Genomic DNA, 19,037 nt, shown 5'->3' with positions numbered 1-19,037 from the left:
TAGTTGACGATGCGACTTCCCTCCCTGCGCCTGATGGGCATACTGTGCCTGGCATTCACTGTGTTGTTTATGCTGAGTTTTTTCTGGCAAGGTACTGTGCAACGCGACTTGTCTGCCGGCTTGCTGCTGCTTGGCTATCTGGCTTTTTGCCTGTGGACAGGTATCAGGCATAAAGAAAGCCAGTCCCGCTCCATGCAAGGTTTTCCTGCTGAATTGCAGCATCATGACCAGGGTAGCATCCTGATCACCTATGCCAGCCAGACAGGCTATGCAGAACAAATCGCCATCAAAACCGCCACGCATCTGCAAAAAGCCGGAATAGACATTGCCGTCTGCGCGCTGGGTGCCATCCAGCCAGCCCAACTGCAACAGGCACAGCGTATGCTGTTTGTCGTCAGTACCACCGGTGAGGGCGATGCCCCCGACAATGCGGCAGCCTTTACCCGCCGCCTGATGAGCCAGACGCTGGATTTGTCACATCTGAGTTTTTCTGTACTGGCGCTGGGTGACCGCCACTATCAGCAGTTCTGTGCCTTCGGTCATAGTCTCGCCCATTGGCTGCGCCAGCAACAGGCACAATGCCTGTTCGACCTGATAGAAGTCGACAATGGTGATGAAGGTGCCTTGCGCCACTGGCAGCATTATCTGGGTGTCATCAGCGGCCATACCGAATTGTCGGACTGGAGTAAGCCCGGCTATCAAGACTGGATCTTGACCGAGCGCGAATTGCTGAACCCCGGCAGCCTGGGCGGCCCGGTGTTTCGCATCGCCTGTCGCCCCGCCGATGGTGCGCTCACATGGACTGCCGGTGATATTGCAGAAATCGAACCACAACAGCCGCCAGTCGCTGCGGTAAATGTGGCAGATGTGCGTGGCCAGGACTCCACCAGCCCTTTGCCACACCGCGAATATTCGATTTCATCCATCCCCGCAGATGGCAAGCTGGAATTGCTGGTACGCCAGATGCACCGTCCTGATGGCAGCCTGGGCATAGGCTCGGGCTGGCTGACAGCCTATGCACAGGTGGGGCAAACCCTGGGTTTGCGCCTGCGCGAAAACCGCAACTTCCATACGCCAGCTCAGGATATACCTCTGATCCTGATCGGCAACGGTACTGGCCTGGCAGGTTTGCGCGCCCATATCAAGGCGCGCGCCAGCAAACAACAAATGCGCAACTGGTTGTTTTTTGGCGAAAGACAGCAGGCACATGATTATTTTCATCGCGATGAAATCCAAGCCTGGCAACAGACCGGCGTGCTAGCCAGACTGGACCTGTGCTTTTCACGTGACCAGGCCGAACGTCGTTATGTCCAGCATGCGATGCTGGAACAGGCGGCCGATATCCTGTCTTGGGTAGAACAGGGCGCAGCCATCCTGGTCTGCGGCAGCCTGCAAGGCATGGCAGAAGAAGTTCATGCCACCCTCATTCTCATCCTCGGTGCCGGGCGTCTGGAACAAATGACCGAGCAACATCTCTACCGTCGCGATGTTTATTAGAGACACGCCGTCTCTTGTGGTCAGACTTGTATCATAATGCCCATTCCTGCTGATCAATTAATACCTGAAAGTGCAATTTTTGTGACAAGTCAGCCTGGAGTGTTACGAATGATTGCGCTGTGTTGTATTCAGTCTGGACTAGAGCTATACCTATAGAAATTCACTAGTGGACTGTAACAGTTGAAACACTGGTAAATCAGGATGGCATCGCACTGCTGCCAAAAACGCTGCAAATAATATTCTTTTTATCTACAAGGCACACACACCATGGCTGATGTCACCACCCTATTGAATACCGGCCCCAGCAAAAGTCGCGTCGATATCGTGTTTGTCGCCGAAGGCTACACTGCGGTTGAAAGAGACAAGTTCCTGGCGGATGCCAAGAACTTTCTCAACAATATGCTGGGGGACGCCAATACCCGCTTGAATGCGCCGTTTTCTGTCTACAAGAACCTGTTCAATGCCAGTGCCATTTTTGTCGCTTCGGCGCAATCCGGTACTGACCAGCCCAACAATAATATCAGCGTCAATACCTATTTCGACGCCACCCAGCATGGCAGCGACGGTCGCCTGCTGTACGGTGATTTTGGCAAGGTCACTACTGTTGTGGCCGGTGCCGTGGCCAGTGACGCACATGAACTGACCGTGGTGCTGGTCAATACCAACCTGTATGGCGGCGCCGGCGGCTCTGTCGCCTGGGCATCAGCCGGTAATATTTCATCTGCGGAAGTAGTCTTGCATGAGATCGGTCACAGCTATGCCGGTCTGCAGGATGAATACGTGGATACCTCCATCGCCAGCAATTATCCGCTGACCGACCCAGGCTTCCTGGCCAGCCCGCATGTGACTGACTCGCTGAGTCGCATTCCATGGTCTGCGTGGTTAGGCTATAACGACGGTGAACTGGGTGTCGTCGGCACCTATGAGGGCGGTTATTACCGCGACAAGGGAATCTGGCGTGCCACCCAGGATTCCAAGATGAATCATTTGAACACGCCCTTCAGCGCGCCGGAAAAAGAAGCCTTCGCCCTGAAATATTACCAGTCGATTGGTGATTATCTGTCATTAAGCACGACCATTCCAGGTATTTACCAACCCACCGTCCCTGACAGCAGCCTGCTGGCATACAGCTGGAAAATCAACGGTGTGACCGTCGACACTACAGACAAGACTTATTTTGATGCCTATGCCACCGGTGCCTACAAAACCGGGGCCAGCATGAGCCTGACGACGATAGACAGTACCGGCTATATCCGCAAGAACCTGATCAGCACTCAGCAGGTAGAGAACGCGACGCTGGACAAGTCCGTCATCAATGTCAGTGGCATCAGTAGCATACTGACCGGCAGCAACAGTATCATCCAGCTGGATGGCAGCAATAACACCATCTCGCTCAGTACGCCTGATACCACGCGTTTCGATTATATCGATGGGGGTGCCGGTACTGATATCCTGCAAGTCAATGGATCATTAAGCAAAGGCGGCAGCTATTTCGTCAACCAGATCACCGGCAGCACGGTCTTGCTGGGTTACCAGAGCAATGCTTACTGGGCCACACACAATGTGGAAAAAATCCAGTTTTCCGACTTCATCGTCAATACCACCGTGTATGACAATGCGCATACGATCAAGGGTGCGGAATTGCAATCGCTGGAAGAATTGTATGTCGCCTATTTCAATCGCGTGCCAGATGCCGATGGGCTGGATTACTGGGTCACCCAGTACAAGTCCGGCATGTCGTTCAAACAGATAGGTGACGCTTTTTTCATTGCTGCTGCCCAGTTTCCGGCACAGACGGGGTATAGCGCCAGTCTCAGCAATACCGATTTCATCAATACCATTTATAAAAATGCCATGGGCAGGACCGCCGGGGCAGATAGCGCCGGCCTGCAATATTGGCTGAATGAACTCAATACCGGTCTGCAGACCCGGGGTTCCATGGTGAGTGCGGTACTGGCGGGTGCGCGTACCTACAAAGGTGATGCGACCTGGGGCTGGGTGGTGGATTTACTGGACAACAAGATCAAGGTCGCCAATCAGTTTGCTGTTGAATGGGGACTGAACTACCTGACCCCCGAAACCTCGATCACCAATGGCATCGCGATTGCATCTGCCGTCACGGCAAATGACATCACTGCCGCCCTTGCACTGATAGGTATCAGCAACGGGCAAATTCAATTCATCTGACGCTGTGCAGGACGAACCGCTAACGGACAATACCGCTGTGTATGGCGCTTGAACCATCGCTCCAGAATACTTTCTGGACGATGGCATCGATGTACCATGCAGCGGCCATCTTTTGCAGGCCGAATTCGTACAGACAGTGCGTATGCAGGGTCGTGCCTTCTGCATCCTGACGATAAATCATGGTCGACACTTTGGCCTTCGCGGTATCAGCCTCTATTTCTATCTCGATATTGCCGCTGATATGATGGGTCTTTAAATCCTGCAAGGCGATACGGCGCAAATCCGCATAACGCCGGTTGCTCATCTGTTCCGGCGGAGTGCCGCGTAGATCAGAATAATCCGTATACACCGAAGGTGCCAGGCAGGCACACAGTCCATCCCAGTCTTTCAGATCAAAACTGTTGGCAAACTTTGCCAGTCTGTTGTGGATGGCGCAGTAGTCAGCGTTCATCAGTCAGCGTCCATCTGTCAGCGTTCAATTCTTTGGTAATACTTCAACAGCGAAGAAACGACACCAACCAGTTCCCAGCCCAGGATCAGATGCTGATCCGCATCCAGGTGTACGCCATCAAATTCACTGGCACTGACAACACTACCCGCATCAAAAAAATGGCAGTTGTGTACCGCTGTGACTTCTTTATATGCTTCTACCAATCCCTGGCTTTTATGCTCGCAGCCTATAAATTTGGGGGCAATCGCACCCTTCGGTGTAGTTGGCAGTGGCGGTACAACAATCAGGATAGGCGGTATTTGCATGCCCGGTTCTATCGGTGCCTGGCGTATGGTGTTGATGATCACAGCCAGGCCCTGCGATGACATCCAGGCGTCATTCTGATGCATGGTCTGGAAATCATTGATACCCAGCATGACCACCACCAGCGACAGCGGTGTCAGGCTTTCTATGCGCTGCGCCAAGCCCTGCGCGCCATTCCGCCCGGGTTTGAAAGGGTCATCCCAGACCGTGCGCCGCCCGTTCAGGCAATCTTCCACCACACGCACATGATGCTCGGCGCTGTTCAAACCTATCTCCAGTACACCGGGCCAGCGCCCTTCAAAAGACAGGCGCTCACGCGTAGTGGGAATCAAGCCCCAGGACAGCGAATCACCGTAGACCAGGATATGGTTCATGCAAACTCCAGCTTAAACTTTTTTCAGGTAACAGGCTTTCAACATGAAGCTGCCTGCATCCATCTTGCAATCCACTTCATGGTCACCACCCACCAGCCGTATGCTCTTTACCTTGGTCCCCATTTTCAGGGTGGTGGAAGAGCCCTTGACTTTCAGGTCCTTGATCAATACCACGGCGTCACCGTCGGCCAGTACATTACCGTTGGAATCCTTGACAATACGTTCATCATTGTCATCAGCGCCAGCGGCTGCCTGCATCGACCATTCATGGCCACAATCAGCGCAAATATAATTGTCGCCATCTGGATAGGTATTCTCCATAGAGCAGACAGGGCAGGCGGGAGATGGGGACATGGAAGGCTTTCTTGATGCAAAAAGAAAGACAGTATAGCCGACCACCTGCGTGAAACCAGCAATACCCGAGCGTATCAGTCAATATCACCGCAAGGTGTAACACGGTGTAATAAGTCAGGACTTACGCAAAATTGTCCCAACAAGGCGCAGCGACGAAGACAGTACGAATAGTACGGCTAGGAGCTGCAACGCAGTTGGGGCGGTTTTGCGTAAGTCCTATAAGTGAAATTTGCATGATGAAGCTGGTACCTACTTCACTTCTACGCGGATAGCACCACAGAAGTCAAATGCGTTTGAAGGGGGGCAGACTTTCTATACTGTATCCGTTATTCATTCACCCCGCGCAGACCCCAGGCAGCAAATCTGGCGATGTACAGATGCAAACAATCAGTGGTTCAGGCTACTTAACAATTTCATCATATCGACCGCATAAAATTGTTCAACTGGTTGATAGGCTTTCTTGCAAGGCAGATCCAGTTGTTGCCCGGACTCTAGACTCAATCTGACTTGCGAGCGCTGCCTGCAAGCTGCTATGGTGGCCACCAGGGTGTCAGGATGATTATATAAAGGCAAATTTTCTGATTCGATGATGTTCATGCCACCCCGCAGTATTTTGCAGCCCTTGACTTCATCCACGCCCAGTTTGTCTGCTTGTGGAAAGGTGCTGCTGGTGCCGCAATCCTCTCTCATCAACTCTTGCATGGCCTGATTGAGCATGGCATTTTTTTGTTGCTGACTGGCGACGACTGTGCGGGCAAACCCCGTTTGCTGGAAAAAATCCACCCACACAGCTTGCATGCTTTCCTGCTTGCCAAGCAGGCGAGGTAACCACTTACTTTTGCAGGCCGGCTCTGCACCGCATTCCAGAGCGTGGGCAAAGTCTGGCCGTGGTGCCTGTGTCTGCCCTTGTACCTGCCTGAGCTGATCATAAAAACCGTCAAAGCGCTCAAATGGTCCCGCCTTGCCTTGCCTGGCTGCCAAACCATAGACATAGACCGCCAAACCACAGCGATAATCAAGTCGCCCGCCAGCTATCTGATTGGCAGTCAAATTACCCCAACTTGCCTGCCGTACATCCAGCAGACATTCGCCCAAAGCCATATTCAACTCATCCGCTGCCTGTTCATGTGTCAGCCACCCTTTGCGTACTGCCATCAGCCAGCGCAAGAATTCGGCACCCCCTTCATGGATCAGACGTGCATCGGCATAGGCGTCAGTCGCATCACGCATTTGAAAGCGGTGACTGAATTCATGCGACACAAACAATGTCATCATACGTTCTGTCTCTGCATCTGGCTGTAGCGGCCAGTTGAACAGGCCCAGACGCAAGACGTCACCGGCATCGCCATCTGGCCTGGCACCGCCAGGACCAACTACCCTGGATGCCGCAATGATGGGCATGTCGAATGTTGCCCTTGGCAATGCCTGGTGCAAAAAAGCGATGGATTCGGCAGCTATCTTGCGTATGTTGCTGATATTGGCCTCACCCAATGCGGGGTCAAAATAGCCGATGAAATTGCCATCCGTCTTCACTACTTGCGGCAATAACAGAACGGGCATGTCCTCGCCTTTTACGTCGCTCGGCCTGGCATGGTCTGCAAACACCTGGGCATTCATGGCAATACCGGGAGCACTAAAACTGTAGCTGACTTTGCCACAGCCTGTCTCCACCGCGTAATTACTGGTATGGACGTAGATCGCATCGGCCACCGGGAAAGCCGCCGGATAGCCCCGCACTTTATTTGTGCTGACAGGCACTTGAAAACGTAATTGTGTACACGTCGCTTGTTGTGCCTGTTGCCCCTGTTGCGCGTGTTCATTACTCAAATGCTGACCATCTGCCTTGCCACAGGCGTCAAGAGGTTGCCAGGTGCTACGTATTTTTGCTGCATCACTACCTTTTTTCTTGAAAGCCAGGCTGGGACAAGCAGGCGGTAATTGATAACTCACTTCCAGTGCCTGTGAATGCAGGTATTTGATATTGACGTCAACATCTGCATTGGCTATACCAGACACGGCTAAAAAACTGGCGACGAGTAACTGTCTATATCTCATAACATTTTCTATCAAATCAGTAAAAATCACTTAACTGTTACAGCCGACTATCTGCGGCCCGGCATGTTCCAGCAAACAATACACACCATCTGCACCATGGTCCTGCTGCAGTTCATGCCAGCCCAGGTGACGGTAAAATGCCATGCCTGCAGTATTGTTGAGCACACATTTCAAACGCCAGGGGAAAGCCAAGTGCGCCTGCAAAAAAACCAGCAGCGCGCGGCCCAGACCCTGGCCTTGTACGCGCGGATGTACATACAGGTGATGGATATAGGCATGTTCAGGCTGTACTGCCAGCAGGGCCAGTACCTGAAGCTGCGCATCCACCGCCACCCAGATCACTTCGTCGCGCGAGATGGCGGCAAATTCAGGAATCGCCTCTGCCGGGCGTACCTGCCAGGACGCTTCGATGATGCAGTGACGATAAATTTCCTGCAGTTGCGCCGCATCTGCATCTGTCGCCAACCGTATATGAGTCAAGTTGCAGACCGGGGAGTCTGGTGCAGATACACAGTCATGAGATCCCAGGGCGGATCCACATCGATCTGTGACAGGATACGCCCGACAGCACCCCTGTGGTAATTACCATGTGTCGCCACATGCAACAGCATTTCGCCGCGCGACATATTGCCCGGTTTTCCATCGACAAAAGTGAAATGGATCTCTTCAGCGAAACTGGCTTCCGGCTGCTTGCCCAGATAATCCAGCAACCATTGATCGGTCTTGCTGACACGCTGGTGCAAGTCATCCAGCGCAGGTGTATCCGGGGTATTCAATGCGGTAAAGCCGTGTGGCAGTGATTGCAGATTGGCGGCAAATATCTGGTCGACGACATGGATATGGTTCAATATGCGTATCGCATCATGCACTTCACGCGCATGCGTGTCGGTAGTGACGGTGGCCAACAGCCGAAACAGATCCTGGTTCGCCCAGGCCTTGTATTCAAATAAGGTCAGCAAGAGTTTTTTGGTTTGCATGGGCGTCTCCCGATTTGAGGTAGTGACTTGTCACCCAGACATTTTACCCGCACTTGCCAAATCGCCGGGCTGACCAGATCAGTCGTCTCTCACAATCCCTGTCACAATCCCTGTCACAGTCCCTGGTAAGCGCGGTCCAGCGTAGCAATATCTATCTTTATCATCTGCATCATTGCCATCATGACGCGCTGGGCTTTGACTGGATCGGGATCATTCAGATAAGTGATCAGTGCCTGCGGTACGATTTGCCAGGAAACGCCAAAGCGGTCTGTCAGCCACGCACATTGACTCTCTGTACCGCCATCCATCAGTTTTTCCCAGTAATAATCAACTTCCTGTTGTGAATCACAATTCACCACAAAGGAAATGGCTGGATTGAACGTGAAATGCGGGCCGCCATTCAGGGCCACAAATTCCTGCCCTTCCAGGATAAATTTGGCTGTCATGACCGTGCCTTTCGGCATCGGTGCACCATCGCCATAGCGGGCAATGCTCAACACTTTGGAATCTTTAAAGATACTGGTATAAAAATGTGCAGCTTCTTCAGCTTGCTGGTCAAACCAAAGAAAAGGGGTGATTTTTTGCATGATGCCTGCTCCTGTTGTCAATAGTCAAAACACGGTGTTATAAGCGCTCGTTCCTTGTGGTGAAACACATACTGCAATCCTAAGCCATCAACTTCATTTTTTTCAAATCCTTGCTGATGACCTTGCTGGCATAGTCAATAATTTCTGGTTTTTTGAGTTTAAAAAATAATTTTGCACCATAGCGTATCAGGGCATGATTGGTATCGAAATACTGATCGACCAGATGATCCAGCAAGACATCCAGGCGGTTCTCCAGACTGTCTGTCAATTGCGCAAGATCGCTCTGCGAATAGGCAGGCCATGGCGCTTCATAGCATTCGGTATCCGCGACAGCCACCAGGGGAATGATCGGCAGATAGCGTTGTCCATCTGCTGACGTCTGTATCTTGCCCTGATGATCCTTGACACAATAGGTCTGGCGCTGCTCTTCCGTCCAGTTGACAAACAAGGTATTTTTTTCTGGCAATACAAAATGACAGCGCAAAAATTGCTGCATATTGCGTCGCCCCAGAAAGTAATCGTGCTTGCGGAAATCACGTTTCAAGAAGCCACCAAAACCGCCGAGCGAACCGCAGGCAATAGGAAAGACAGAGTCGCCGCGCCTGGGCGCAATCAAAAACCGTGAAAATACGTCTTCATGTAAGGCCAGCATCAATTCATCCGGCTTGAACCTGGCCTGGTTTTTCAATGCAGCAAACAGCTTGAACGTGGTTTTCAACAAGTCAGGGGCTGGTTGTTCAGCGGGATCAAATGAAGAATTACTGGGAAAAGGATCGATCAGCAATACAGCCTTCTTGGCTTCCCGGCCATCGCGCTTGTTGCGACCGCCATTGCCACACAAGACATTGCGCGCCAGTTCCAGCGGTTCATTATTCATCACACCGCCGTCCACACACTGGAATGGATAATTGAAACTCTTGGTCTCCGGTTTCCAATTGGCAGGTATCGGTTGCTCGGTAAAGCACTGATGTGGGTGTTCAGTTTCAGGCGTGGGTACGTCCCACAGGCGGGCGCTGTAGACGTCTGGCGGTGTATCGAGTTGTATCACGTGCTGCAGGGTACGTGGTGCCAGGCCAACCGGGAAGGCGGCCGATGCCAGGGCAGCCAGTTTCAGCCTTTCTGTTCGTTCGTCGTCCTTGCCAGCGGCAAATACCTGCCACGGCATGAGATAACGATCAGGCAATGCTTCCTGTGGCCGGTCACTGAAACGGAATTGTATGTGATCCGCATGCAGGGACATGTCGTAACTGGCCCCCGCACTACCCTGCAGTTCAAACGCATACGGCACGCCGCGCAAATTGGTGACGGTGAGTATCAGTTCAAAATTGTCGGCGACATAGGCGCGCTTCTGTTGCCTGGGCACTACATCCAGCCCGCTATCGGCAATGTCCCTCAAGATGCTGGAATCCAGTATGGAAATGACTTTGCTGTCCTTGTCAGCCAGATCACGGCTTTCCAGCAGGCTGGAAATATCAATTCTATCCACCCAGGAATCAAACAATCTGTTCTTGCCCTGGTTATTTTCCGCATCCTGTTCTGTGGCAATGGATGGCTGATCCGATCCCAGGTAGGCTGCCCCCAGGGCGGCACTGATACTACCCGCCGACGCACCGGAAAATACCGACAGCCTGACATCGTGCGGCGGCACATCGCCTGCGGCCTTCGCCGCATACCAGGCATCCAGTGCCACGACCATAAAATCAACAACACCAGCCGTGTACGCACCTGCTGAAATTGCCCCGGCGCCAACCAGGCCAATTTCAAAAGTCTGATCATCCATTGCCTATCCTTTTTAATCATACGTCGGGGGATGACAAAATCATTGTCAATGCAATAATGTTATCCGTTTATTAAAAAAGCAAGGCCAGAGATTCAAGTTTTTGAAATACTTTTCGCGCAAGCCAATTTCTTGCTGGTTACACCAACAAATGAAAAAAATGTAAAACGATGAGGGTCGGACTGATTACTTATTGAGCAATAGTGATCGGCATACCCTGACATGCAGGTGGTGTTGCATGGGGACGGTTTGGCAAGACTGCGCATGCGTCGCTATGCGCAGGCCTTGCACGGTATCTGAACGCCTTGCTGGCACTCACTAAGTGGGTGCCATGAGTTCTATTTATTTGCCTTCTTTGCAGGCTGGCCGCCAGTCTGCACTTCGATGACATCCCTCTGTGCATCAGCGGCTTTTTGCACGGCATCTTCCACCTGTTTGGCTTTTTCCAGTTGCTTGCGCTGGTCTTCCATGATCTTGATCGGCGGCGGCGCTTCCGGCTCAGGCTTGGATTCCTTAGCTTTGCCGCAGGCACAAATGACACAGCAAGTTAACATTATGAATAAGGCACGCATGGTAAGACTCCAGATTGACAATTCCAGCCGCGCAAGAAAGCAAGCCAGGGCGGCGATATGGCATTCTAGCAATAATCGCCCAGCCATAGCGCAGAAAAAGAAAATCCCCGGGACCAGTCCGGGATTCGTATGTGCGACAAGCTGCAAGAAATAACATGCGAGATGCTTGATGAACAGGACGCAACCCAACGATGCGCCTATTGTGAACCCATTAGTAGGGTGCGCCCCGCGCACCGCTCGCCGTATTAGGCGAATCGATATACACAAAAAAACCGGTGCGCACAGCGCACCCTACCGCAGCCGCACATGCACACAATTTGGAAATATTTCAACCGAATCCGTACATGACACGCTGAGAAATTCAATTCGCGGGATGCAGCGCAAGGCCAACGCTAACCCTTGCACAGCAATACGTCAGTATTGCGAGCATTTGCAACGCAGTAATGCGCCCGCGAATTGGTGTTCGGCTTTTTTCGACTGTTATCAGGAAGCTTCGAAAAACCTTTTCATCGGGATGCAGAGCAAGGCGTAAAGCACAGCAATACGTCGGTATTGCGAGCATTTACAACGCAGCTATGCGCCCGATTAAAAGGTTTTTGAAGCTTCCTACATGTTGCGCCTGTACTGTCCACCTACCTCGAAGAGCGCCGTAGTAATCTGCCCCAACGAACAAACCCTTGCCGCCTCCATCAACCTGGCAAACACATTTTCATTATTGATGGCAGCCTGCTGCAAGGCGGCCAATGCCGTCGGTGCCACGTCGGCATGACGACGGTGGAAATCCGCCAGGCGCTGTAACTGCGACTGTTTTTCTTCTTCAGTAGAGCGCGCCAGTTCTATCTTTTGCGGCGTGTCATTGGACTTGGGATTGCGGAAGGTATTGACACCGACGATGGGTAGGGTGCCATCATGTTTCAGGTGTTCATAGTGCATGGATTCTTCTTGTATCTTGCCGCGCTGATAGCCGGTTTCCATCGCACCCAGCACACCGCCGCGTTCGGCGATACGTTCAAATTCCTGCATCACGGCTTCTTCGACCAGGTCGGTCAACTCTTCGATGATGAAGCTGCCCTGGATAGGGTTTTCATTCTTCGCCAAACCCCATTCACGGTTGATGATGAGCTGGATAGCCAAAGCACGACGCACCGATTCATCGGTAGGTGTGGTGATGGCTTCATCATAGGCATTGGTGTGCAGGCTGTTGCAGTTGTCGTAGATCGCAATCAGGGCTTGCAACGTTGTGCGGATATCATTGAAATCAATCTCTTGCGCGTGCAGAGAGCGACCGCTGGTCTGGATATGGTATTTAAGTTTCTGGCTGCGATCATTTGCCGCATATTTGTCGCGCATGGCTACGGCCCAGATACGGCGAGCGACGCGGCCCAGTACTGTGTATTCCGGGTCCATACCATTGCTGAAGAAGAAGGACAGATTGGCCGCGAAATCATCGATGTGCATGCCACGTGCCAGATAGGCTTCGACAAAGGTGAAGCCATTTGACAGCGTGAAAGCCAGTTGCGAAATCGGATTCGCACCAGCTTCGGCAATGTGATAACCAGAAATGGACACCGAATAGAAATTGCGTACCTGGTGATGGACAAAATATTCCTGTATGTCACCCATGACTTTCAGCGAGAATTCTGTCGAGAAGATACAGGTATTTTGCCCCTGGTCTTCTTTGAGAATATCGGCCTGCACGGTGCCACGTACATTCTGCAATACCCAGGCGCGTATCTTGGCGGATTCATCGGCAGTTGGCTCACGCTTGTTATCGGCGCGAAATTTATCCATCTGCTGATCGATAGCGGTATTCATGAAGAAAGCCAGGATGGTCGGTGCCGGACCATTGATGGTCATGGATACCGACGTCGCCGGATCACACAGGTCAAAGCCATCGTACAAGACTTTCATGTCTTCCAGCGTCGCGACGGATACACCTGAATTGCCAACCTTGCCGTAGATGTCTGGACGTATGGCCGGGTCTGCACCGTACAGCGTGACGGAATCAAACGCGGTCGACAGACGCTTGGCATCCATGCCTTGCGATACCAGCTTGAAACGGCGGTTGGTACGGAAAGGGTCGCCCTCACCGGCAAACATGCGGGTAGGGTCTTCGCCTTCACGCTTGAAGGCAAATACGCCAGCGGTGAAAGGGAAAGAACCGGGGACATTCTCCAGCATCAGCCAGCGCAGGATTTCGCCGTGATCGACAAAGCGCGGCAAAGCCACCTTGCGTATCTTGGTGCCAGACAGGGATAGCTGTACCAGACGGGTACGGATTTCCTTGTCGCGGATCTTGACGACATATTCATCGCCGGCATAGGCGGCCTGCATGTCTGGCCACATGCTGATGAGTTTTTTGGATTCGCCATCCAGGCGGTTTTCACGTTCACTAATCAAGTCATCGAAATCAGCAGACTTGCCAACTGCAGACAACATGCGTTTGCTTTCCTGCAGTTGCTGGCGTTCGCGCGCTATCAAGACCTGCTTGCCAGTATTCTTGTGATAGGCACGCACGGTATCTGCAATCTCTGCCAGGTAACGGCTGCGGGCGGGTGGCACGATGACATTCTTGCCGCTGGAATATTTGACATCAATAGCTTGCAGCTTGCCAGGCTTGGCCCGCAAGCCATGTTGTACCAGTGCTGGCAGGATACCCTGATACAGCGCAGTCACACCATCATCATTGAAGCGCGATGCCTGCGTCCCATAGACCGGCATTTGATCCGGCTTCTGGCTCCACAATTCGCGGTTGCGCTGGTATTGTTTGGCGACATCACGCAAGGCATCTTGCGCGCCCTTACGGTCAAATTTATTGATGGCGACAAAATCGGCAAAATCCAGCATATCGATTTTTTCCAATTGCGATGCAGCACCAAATTCTGGCGTCATCACATACATGGAGACATCGACATGCGGCACGATGGCTGCATCACCCTGGCCTATGCCTGAAGTCTCGACAATCACCAGATCAAAACCGGCGACCCTGCACGCCGCGATAACATCCGGCAAGGCTTGTGAAATTTCAGAACCAGCTTCACGTGTCGCCAGCGAACGCATGAAGACCTTGAGCTTGCCCTTCCATGGGTTAATGGCATTCATGCGTATGCGGTCACCCAGCAAGGCGCCGCCGGACTTGCGGCGTGATGGGTCGATGGATATCAGGGCAATGTTCAACTCATCATCCTGGTCCAGCCGTATGCGACGTATCAATTCGTCCGTCAGTGATGATTTGCCGGCGCCCCCGGTACCCGTGATACCCAGGGTCGGCACCTGGCTGAGTTTGGCAGCAGCCATCAACTGCGCGCGCAGTTCCGGCGCGACCTTGTCGTTTTCCAGCGCGGTAATCAATTGCGCCAGCGGACGGTGCTTGTCGGCGATATCGCCATCCTGCAATACCCTCAGCGTCGTCGGTGCATAGCCGGACAGATCACTGTCACAAGCCTGTATCATCGATAAAATCATGCCCACCAGGCCCATGCGCTGGCCGTCTTCAGGGCTGAAAATGCGGGTCACGCCATAGGCATGCAGGTCAGCAATTTCTTCTGGCACGATGACACCACCGCCACCGCCAAATACCTTGATATGGGCACCACCGCGTTGCTTGAGCAGGTCTATCATGTATTTGAAGTATTCAACATGACCACCCTGATAGCTGGAAATGGCAATGCCCTGGGCATCTTCCTGCAAGGCGGCCGTAACGATTTCTTCTACCGAGCGGTTATGGCCCAGATGGATCACTTCGGCACCATTCGCCATCAAGATGCGGCGCATGATGTTGATGGAGGCGTCGTGGCCATCAAAAAGGGACGCCGCGGTCACAAAGCGAACTTTGTTGGCAGGCTTGTATTCGGTCAGGTTCTGGGCAACGGACAGGTCAGTCATGTCTTCCTCATCGGTCTTGTTTTACTTCAGTAAATATTGCTATTTCACAAATTTCTACTGGATTTGGGTTAAGCTAAGTTATATGACGTTAACGTAAACGTCAATATGAATATGTGAATTGGCAATCCGGCCCTGTATGCGGCTTGCAGCAGTGAAATGTCTGGAAAGCGTCATGGATACTGGGTTTGATATCAGTGTAGTCCGCAACAAAAAATCTGCCCGTAGCCTGTCTACTGGCTTTCCCTGGCCGGCAAGACAGACAAGCTATGCCTGTCTTGCCACAATGCCATCAGCAGGATCACGCCACGCGTGACACTTCCTTGATGGCTGTTGTTTTTTGCGGATTCAGCAAAGCTGCTTTTTCTGCATGATACGCCTGCATGGCCTTTTCTTTCACATGACCGTAACCACGGATTTTCTCTGGCAGACTGGCCAGTGCAATCGCCTGTTCCAGATTATCCGCATTCAGTCCGGCCGCCAGTTTTTCTATCAGCGTGCGGTATTCAACGATCAGGGCACGTTCTGCCTTGCGTTCTTCTGTGCGGCCAAAGATATCCAGCGCCGTACCACGCAAGCCCTTGAGTCTGGCCAGCAGCTTGAATGCCTGCCAGACCCAGGAACCGTATTGCGCCTTCACCAGATGCCCTTGCCCGTCTTTTTTCGAGAAGAGAGGTGGCGCGAGATTGAATTTCAGGCTGAAGTCCCCTTCAAACTGCTGCTTTAGTTTTGCGGTGAAGTCGCCATTGGTGTACAGGCGTGCGACTTCATACTCATCCTTGTACGCCATCAACTTAAAGGCGTATCTGGCGACTGCCATGCTGAATTTGTTACCGGCATTCAATGCAGATTCTGCCTTGCCTACCTTGTCGAGCAAGTCAGCATATTGCTGGGCATAGGCGGCATTCTGGTATTCAGTCAAGACAGCGACACGACGCTTGATGACGGCATCCAGGCTTTGTGGCATCTGGATGACGACGGGCTGGCCGGGGAGGGCAATTTTTTCAACCCTGTCCAGATTCACGGCCGCACGGCGCCCCCACAGGAAAGCTTTCTTGTTGGCTTCTATCGCAACACCATTCATTTCTATCGCCCGCAGCAAAGCTGTTTCGGATACCGGTATCGCACCCTTCTGGTAAGCAAAGCCCAGCATGAACAGATTGGTGGCAATGGAATCGCCCATCAAGGCGCTTGCCAGTTTGGTGGCATTGATGAAATCGACCTTGCCACCGACCGATTCCGAGATCAGGTGTTCTACCGATTCCAGCGGGAATTGCCAGTCAGGATTTTTGGCGAACGGCCCAGTAGGCTGTTCATGGGTATTGATGACAGCACGGGTACGACCGGCACGCATTTTGGAAATGGCGTCATGCGCACCGGCAGTCAAGATATCGCAACCCAGAATCAGGTCTGCTTCACCGGTCGCGATACGCTGGGCGCGCAATTTTCCAGCCTGGTTGACGATGCGTATGTGCGAGGTCACCGAACCATTCTTTTGCGACATGCCCGTCATATCAAGTACCGATGCGCCCTTGCCTTCCAGATGCGCTGCCATGCCCAGCAAGGCACCAACGGTGATCACACCGGTGCCGCCGATGCCGTTCAGCAGGATATTGTAAGAGCTTTCGCAGGCCGGCAACACGGGATCAGGCAATGCGCCGAAGTCATCGTTTTTTGCAGTGCCGGTTCTGGATTTGACCAGTTTGCCACCTTCTACCGTGACAAAGCTGGGGCAGAAACCCTTGACGCAGGAATAATCCTTGTTGCACGAAGATTGGTCTATGCTGCGCTTGCGGCCAAATTCCGTTTCCAACGGCATGATGGAAGTACAGTTGGATTGCACGCCACAATCCCCGCAACCTTCACAGACTGCTTCGTTGATGAACATGCGCTGATTGGGGTCGGGGAATTCGCCTTTTTTGCGGCGACGACGTTTTTCAGCAGCACAGGTCTGGTCGTAAATGAGCACAGTCGCGCCAGGCACCTCGCGTAATTCGCGCTGTACGGCATCCATGTCCTTGCGGTCATGCAGGCTCACAAAGCTCGGCAAATTGGATCGGTCGGTATAGCGCGACAAGTCTTCTGTCACCAGGGCGATGCGCTTGACGCCTTCTGCTGCCATCTGCTGCGCCATCATCGGGACACTGATAATGCCGTCAACAGGCTGGCCACCAGTCATGGCGACCGCATCGTTATATAAAATCTTGTAGGTGATATTCACCTTGGCGGCGATGGCAGCGCGGATCGCCAGATAGCCGGAATGGAAATAAGTACCATCACCCAGATTCTGAAATACATGCGGCAGGGTCGAGAATGCGGCCTGGCCTATCCATGGCGCACCTTCGCCACCCATATGCGTAGTCAACTTGTTGAATTCAGGGTAAATCGCAGTCGCCATGACATGGCAACCTATGCCAGCCAGGGCCAGGCTGCCTTCCGGCACTTTGGTCGAGGTATTGTGTGGGCAGCCTGAACAATAGTATGCAGGGCGTGCCGGTGTATTGACCTGTTTGCTAAGCACGACATCCTTGGCTTCCAGAAACGCCAGGCGTGCCTTGATCAGGTCACTGGTATGGAAGCGGGCGATACGTGCCGCGATCACGCGGGCAATCTGTGCCACCGAGAAATCTGCTTTCGAGGTCAGCAGCCATTCACCACGCGGATGCACCCATTCGCCTTTTTCATCAAATTTTCCGATGACGCGCGGGCGCACATCGTCGCGCCAGTTATACAGTTGTTCTTTCAGTTGGTATTCGACCATCTGGCGTTTTTCTTCAACCACCAGTATCTCATCCAGACCCTGGGCAAATTCGCGCACGCCATCGGGTTCCAGCGGCCAGGGCATGGACACCTTGAACAGGCGTAGTCCTGTCTCGGCAGCAAATTTTTCGTCGATACCCAGTTCTTCCAGCGCTTCCAGCACATCCAGATACGACTTGCCGGATGCCACGATGCCCAGTCTTGCGGTCGGGCTGTCTATGGTCACATGATTGAGTTTGTTGGCACGCGCATAAGCCAGGGCTGCATAGATTTTGTAATCCTGCATCAGCGCTTCCTGCTTGCGCGCCTGTATGCCCAGGGTATCCAGCGACAAACGTGTATTCAGGCCGCCTTCGGGCATGACGAAATCTTCAGGGATGGTGATTTGCAGACGGAAAGGGTCTGCATCCACCGACGAGGTTGATTCCACCGTATCTGCCAAGGCCTTGAAACCGACGGCACAGCCGGAGAAACGTGACATGGCCCAGGCATGCAAGCCCAGGTCCAGGTATTCCTGCACATTGCTGGGGTACAGCATGGGGATCATGCAGGCAGAGAAAATATGATCGGACTGGTGCGGCAGCGTCGAAGAATACGCACCATGGTCATCGCCGGCCACCAGCAACACGCCACCGTGTTTCGATGTACCTGCATGGTTCATATGTTTGAAAACGTCAGCACTGCGATCCACGCCGGGGCCTTTGCCATACCACATGCCAAACACACCATCGTATTTGGCCGGGCCTATCAGGTCTACCGTTTGCGAACCCCAGACTGCGGTGGCGGCCAGGTCTTCATTGACGCCGGGCACGAACTGCACATGGTTTTGTTCCAGCAGTTTTTTGGTTTTCCACAATGTTTCATCCAGGCCACCCAGCGGCGAGCCGCGATAGCCGGAAATAAATCCCGCCGTATTCAAGCCCGCAGCCAGGTCGCGCTGGCGCTGCATCATGGGCAGGCGGACCAGGGCTTGTATGCCGGACAGGAAGATGGTGCCACTATTCGACGTGTATTTATCGTCGAGCTGTACGTCATTCAATTGCGGCGGGCTGGTGATCTGGCTGGCTTCGAGTGCGTCGATGGCTGACGTTGCAGGAGCTTCGTTGACGGTGGCGGCAGTGTTTTTTTCGAACGGCAGGGACGAGAGTCCAGCAGACTCCAGGGTGGTGTCGGATGACATAAGGTGGCTCCAAAATTTGTGATTTAGATCGCAAAGAGCATGCGTTATGTCCGGTAAGACACAATTTTGCTCGTAGCCTAT

Annotated in this window: 13 protein-coding genes; 2 read left to right on the top strand and 11 right to left on the bottom strand. The window is 52.8% G+C overall.

The annotated features are described in order from the left end of the window. Positions 1 to 9: 9 nt before the first annotated feature. Together ACO0K9_RS09230 and ACO0K9_RS09225 are read left to right on the top strand one after the other, a co-directional pair. On the top strand, positions 10 to 1,497 hold the full coding sequence (locus ACO0K9_RS09230; protein ID WP_422984063.1) for a sulfite reductase subunit alpha: 1,488 nt from the start codon (positions 10 to 12) through the stop codon (positions 1,495 to 1,497). A gap of 267 nt (positions 1,498 to 1,764) precedes the next feature. Continuing rightward, positions 1,765 to 3,684, top strand: a complete 1,920-nt coding sequence (locus ACO0K9_RS09225) for a M64 family metallopeptidase (protein ID WP_422984062.1) — start codon at positions 1,765 to 1,767, stop codon at positions 3,682 to 3,684. A 19-nt stretch (positions 3,685 to 3,703) separates the two neighbouring features. Here ACO0K9_RS09225 and ACO0K9_RS09220 read toward each other — a convergent pair whose 3' ends face one another. The 11 genes from ACO0K9_RS09220 to ACO0K9_RS09170 form a co-directional block, all read right to left on the bottom strand. Next, entirely contained in the window at positions 3,704 to 4,135 is a 432-nt protein-coding gene (locus ACO0K9_RS09220) for a nuclear transport factor 2 family protein (RefSeq protein ID WP_422984060.1), read from the bottom strand. Between the two features lie 17 nt (positions 4,136 to 4,152). Next, entirely contained in the window at positions 4,153 to 4,812 is a 660-nt protein-coding gene (locus ACO0K9_RS09215) for an SGNH/GDSL hydrolase family protein (protein WP_422984058.1), read from the bottom strand. 12 nt (positions 4,813 to 4,824) lie between these two features. Next, positions 4,825 to 5,166: a zinc ribbon domain-containing protein YjdM gene (locus ACO0K9_RS09210; RefSeq protein WP_422984056.1), complete on the bottom strand. Its 342-nt coding sequence runs from the start codon at positions 5,164 to 5,166 to the stop codon at positions 4,825 to 4,827. Positions 5,167 to 5,553: 387 nt separating this feature from the next. Further along, the gene (locus ACO0K9_RS09205; protein WP_422984054.1) at positions 5,554 to 7,221 is read right to left on the bottom strand and encodes a hypothetical protein; all 1,668 of its coding nucleotides are present in this window, start codon (positions 7,219 to 7,221) and stop codon (positions 5,554 to 5,556) included. Positions 7,222 to 7,251: 30 nt separating this feature from the next. Next, positions 7,252 to 7,701, bottom strand: coding sequence for a GNAT family N-acetyltransferase (locus ACO0K9_RS09200; RefSeq protein ID WP_422984052.1), 450 nt, complete (start codon positions 7,699 to 7,701; stop codon positions 7,252 to 7,254). Next, complete coding sequence (locus ACO0K9_RS09195; protein ID WP_422984050.1) at positions 7,698 to 8,198, bottom strand: DinB family protein; 501 nt, start codon at positions 8,196 to 8,198, stop codon at positions 7,698 to 7,700. Before ACO0K9_RS09195 ends, ACO0K9_RS09200 begins: the two co-directional genes overlap by 4 nt. Positions 8,199 to 8,311: 113 nt before the next feature. Beyond that, entirely contained in the window at positions 8,312 to 8,785 is a 474-nt protein-coding gene (locus tag ACO0K9_RS09190) for a VOC family protein (protein WP_422984048.1), read from the bottom strand. A gap of 79 nt (positions 8,786 to 8,864) precedes the next feature. After that, on the bottom strand, positions 8,865 to 10,565 hold the full coding sequence (locus tag ACO0K9_RS09185) for a patatin-like phospholipase family protein (RefSeq protein WP_422984046.1): 1,701 nt from the start codon (positions 10,563 to 10,565) through the stop codon (positions 8,865 to 8,867). A 335-nt stretch (positions 10,566 to 10,900) separates the two neighbouring features. Next, positions 10,901 to 11,134 (bottom strand): hypothetical protein, encoded by a 234-nt coding sequence (locus tag ACO0K9_RS09180; RefSeq protein ID WP_422984044.1) that lies wholly within the window; start codon positions 11,132 to 11,134, stop codon positions 10,901 to 10,903. Positions 11,135 to 11,740: 606 nt separating this feature from the next. Next, a complete protein-coding gene (gene icmF / locus ACO0K9_RS09175) occupies positions 11,741 to 15,019 on the bottom strand; it encodes a fused isobutyryl-CoA mutase/GTPase IcmF (protein WP_422984042.1) in 3,279 nt (1,092 codons plus the stop codon). A gap of 298 nt (positions 15,020 to 15,317) precedes the next feature. After that, positions 15,318 to 18,956 carry an indolepyruvate ferredoxin oxidoreductase family protein gene (locus ACO0K9_RS09170; RefSeq protein ID WP_422984040.1) on the bottom strand — a complete coding sequence of 1,213 codons (3,639 nt, stop codon included), beginning with the start codon at positions 18,954 to 18,956 and terminating at the stop codon, positions 15,318 to 15,320. Positions 18,957 to 19,037 lie beyond the last annotated feature (81 nt).

The organism is Undibacterium sp. Ji50W, assembly GCF_049340445.1.
Lineage (GTDB): Bacteria > Pseudomonadota > Gammaproteobacteria > Burkholderiales > Burkholderiaceae_D > Undibacterium.
The sequence above is the reverse complement of the archived record's forward strand: the minus strand, read 5'-3'. Positions and strand labels throughout refer to the sequence as shown.

What these genes read in the sequence shown, in the direction of transcription:
- ACO0K9_RS09230 (WP_422984063.1), top strand. Translation starts at nt 10, where the DNA reads ATGCGACTTCCCTCCCTGCGCCTGATGGGCATACTGTGCCTGGCATTC.
- ACO0K9_RS09225 (WP_422984062.1), top strand. Translation starts at nt 1,765, where the DNA reads ATGGCTGATGTCACCACCCTATTGAATACCGGCCCCAGCAAAAGTCGC.
- ACO0K9_RS09220 (WP_422984060.1), bottom strand. Translation starts at nt 4,135, where the DNA reads ATGAACGCTGACTACTGCGCCATCCACAACAGACTGGCAAAGTTTGCC.
- ACO0K9_RS09215 (WP_422984058.1), bottom strand. Translation starts at nt 4,812, where the DNA reads ATGAACCATATCCTGGTCTACGGTGATTCGCTGTCCTGGGGCTTGATT.
- ACO0K9_RS09210 (WP_422984056.1), bottom strand. Translation starts at nt 5,166, where the DNA reads ATGTCCCCATCTCCCGCCTGCCCTGTCTGCTCTATGGAGAATACCTAT.
- ACO0K9_RS09205 (WP_422984054.1), bottom strand. Translation starts at nt 7,221, where the DNA reads ATGAGATATAGACAGTTACTCGTCGCCAGTTTTTTAGCCGTGTCTGGT.
- ACO0K9_RS09195 (WP_422984050.1), bottom strand. Translation starts at nt 8,198, where the DNA reads ATGCAAACCAAAAAACTCTTGCTGACCTTATTTGAATACAAGGCCTGG.
- ACO0K9_RS09190 (WP_422984048.1), bottom strand. Translation starts at nt 8,785, where the DNA reads ATGCAAAAAATCACCCCTTTTCTTTGGTTTGACCAGCAAGCTGAAGAA.
- ACO0K9_RS09185 (WP_422984046.1), bottom strand. Translation starts at nt 10,565, where the DNA reads ATGGATGATCAGACTTTTGAAATTGGCCTGGTTGGCGCCGGGGCAATT.
- ACO0K9_RS09180 (WP_422984044.1), bottom strand. Translation starts at nt 11,134, where the DNA reads ATGCGTGCCTTATTCATAATGTTAACTTGCTGTGTCATTTGTGCCTGC.
- icmF (WP_422984042.1), bottom strand. Translation starts at nt 15,019, where the DNA reads ATGACTGACCTGTCCGTTGCCCAGAACCTGACCGAATACAAGCCTGCC.
- ACO0K9_RS09170 (WP_422984040.1), bottom strand. Translation starts at nt 18,956, where the DNA reads ATGTCATCCGACACCACCCTGGAGTCTGCTGGACTCTCGTCCCTGCCG.